This is a genomic window from Weissella sp. DD23 (assembly GCF_001579105.1).
GTDB lineage: Bacteria > Bacillota > Bacilli > Lactobacillales > Lactobacillaceae > Weissella > Weissella cibaria.
The window spans coordinates 1-1,449 of record NZ_KQ970411.1; the positions used below are offsets into that span (position 1 = coordinate 1).

Annotated in this window: 2 protein-coding genes; both read left to right on the forward strand. The window is 45.7% G+C overall.

The genetic code is table 11. From position 1 onward, the window contains the following. Positions 1–70 precede the first annotated feature (70 nt). On the forward strand, positions 71–331 hold the full coding sequence (locus WEIDD23_RS11860; protein WP_003610944.1) for a transposase: 261 nt from the start codon (positions 71–73) through the stop codon (positions 329–331). Positions 332–357: 26 nt separating this feature from the next. Further along, positions 358–1,173 carry an IS3 family transposase gene (locus tag WEIDD23_RS11865; RefSeq protein ID WP_257786759.1) on the forward strand — a complete coding sequence of 272 codons (816 nt, stop codon included), beginning with the start codon at positions 358–360 and terminating at the stop codon, positions 1,171–1,173. The last annotated feature ends 276 nt before the right edge of the window (positions 1,174–1,449 follow it).

Here is a 1,449-nt window from a genome sequence, read left to right on the forward strand (position 1 = left end):
GCTCTTATGCTAGATTTACGGACAGATTTTTCTCTGCCCTGTAAACTAATAGCAGAGGAGCATTTTTTATATGATTCGATATTCACCAGAATTTAAGCAATCTCTTGTCGAGATGCACAACCAAGGGCGTTCTTACACTGAACTAGCCGCTGAGTACGGGCCTTCGGCCGATTCAATCCGTAACTGGGTCAAATTGTACACAGTCCACGAAGTGGACGGCGAGAAATGGACGCAAGCTGATGTAAACGCATTACAAAAGGAAAACGCCAAACTTCGCGAAGAACTTGAGATTTTAAAACGAGCCGCGGTGTTGCTTTCGAAGTACAATTAACGCAAAATCGCGAGTTAGGACTGGAAATCATTGACCGGTCACTCGCAATGGGACACCGCATAACAAGCGTTTTATCGGCTTTGAACATTGCTCGAAGCACGTATTATCAATGGAAAAACTGGCAACCTAGCCAACGAGAAACACGGCGTACTGCTCTGAAAACGGCAATTAAAGCCGTTTATAACACCAATCGTGGCATCTATGGCTACCGTCGTATCGCAGCGTTCTTGCGCTTCATTTTGAAGACTGATGTTGGTGATCGTTTGGTTTGGGAACTCATGAATGAGCTCAATCTCAAATCTCGCATGGTCAAGAAGTCATACAAGAAGCCAACAACAACCACTGACACACCTCAAAAGCCCAACCTCATGAAGAAGTTGGATGATTTGAGTGGCGTTCTGGCAACTGACATTACGTACATCCAGTTGATGAATCGTGAGTGGGTTTATCTGGCAACCGTCTATGACCCAGAAAAGCGTCGCGTAGTCTCATACGGACTAAGTCCAGAGATGACCAAGGAATTCGCAACATCCGTCGTAGTTAAGGCTCTAAGAGCCAATGGTAAGCCAAAGATGATTCACAGCGACATGGGAAGCCAATACACTTCTAGCCTGTTCGAAGGAACATTACAAAACTCTGGAATAAATCACTCTTACTCCCGTAAGGGTCATCCTTACGATAATGCTCGTATCGAGAGCTTCCATTCGCTCATCAAGCGCGAAATGATTTATCACGAAGAGTACAGGACCATTGATGATGTCCGGGTGTCTGTCGAGTGGTACGTGAACTGGTACAACAACAGTCGCATTAACTCACGGACTGATTGGCTTCAGACCGCCTAGACCAATGTCTGGTTTACTTAATCTCGATTATCGGCACCAGCCGGTATGACACAGTTTATAAGCCGTCACTTGTGAATTTCAAAAATTCGCCTTGTGAAGGCTTATTTACCGCACGCTACAACTTGTGAAATCCGGCCGGTTCACAATCTATACCACTCGTTTTCTCTCAACGGCAGGGCTGAATCCTGTTCCGCCTACAAAAACACCCAGAAATCACGCCATTTTAGGCTGAAATCCGGGTTTTGAAAATTTTTCGGGGTAGCGGCACCTTGCGGT

Bases quoted from the DNA above. Each gene is read 5' to 3' on its own strand.
- WEIDD23_RS11860 (WP_003610944.1), top strand. From the start codon at position 71: ATGATTCGATATTCACCAGAATTTAAGCAATCTCTTGTCGAGATGCAC.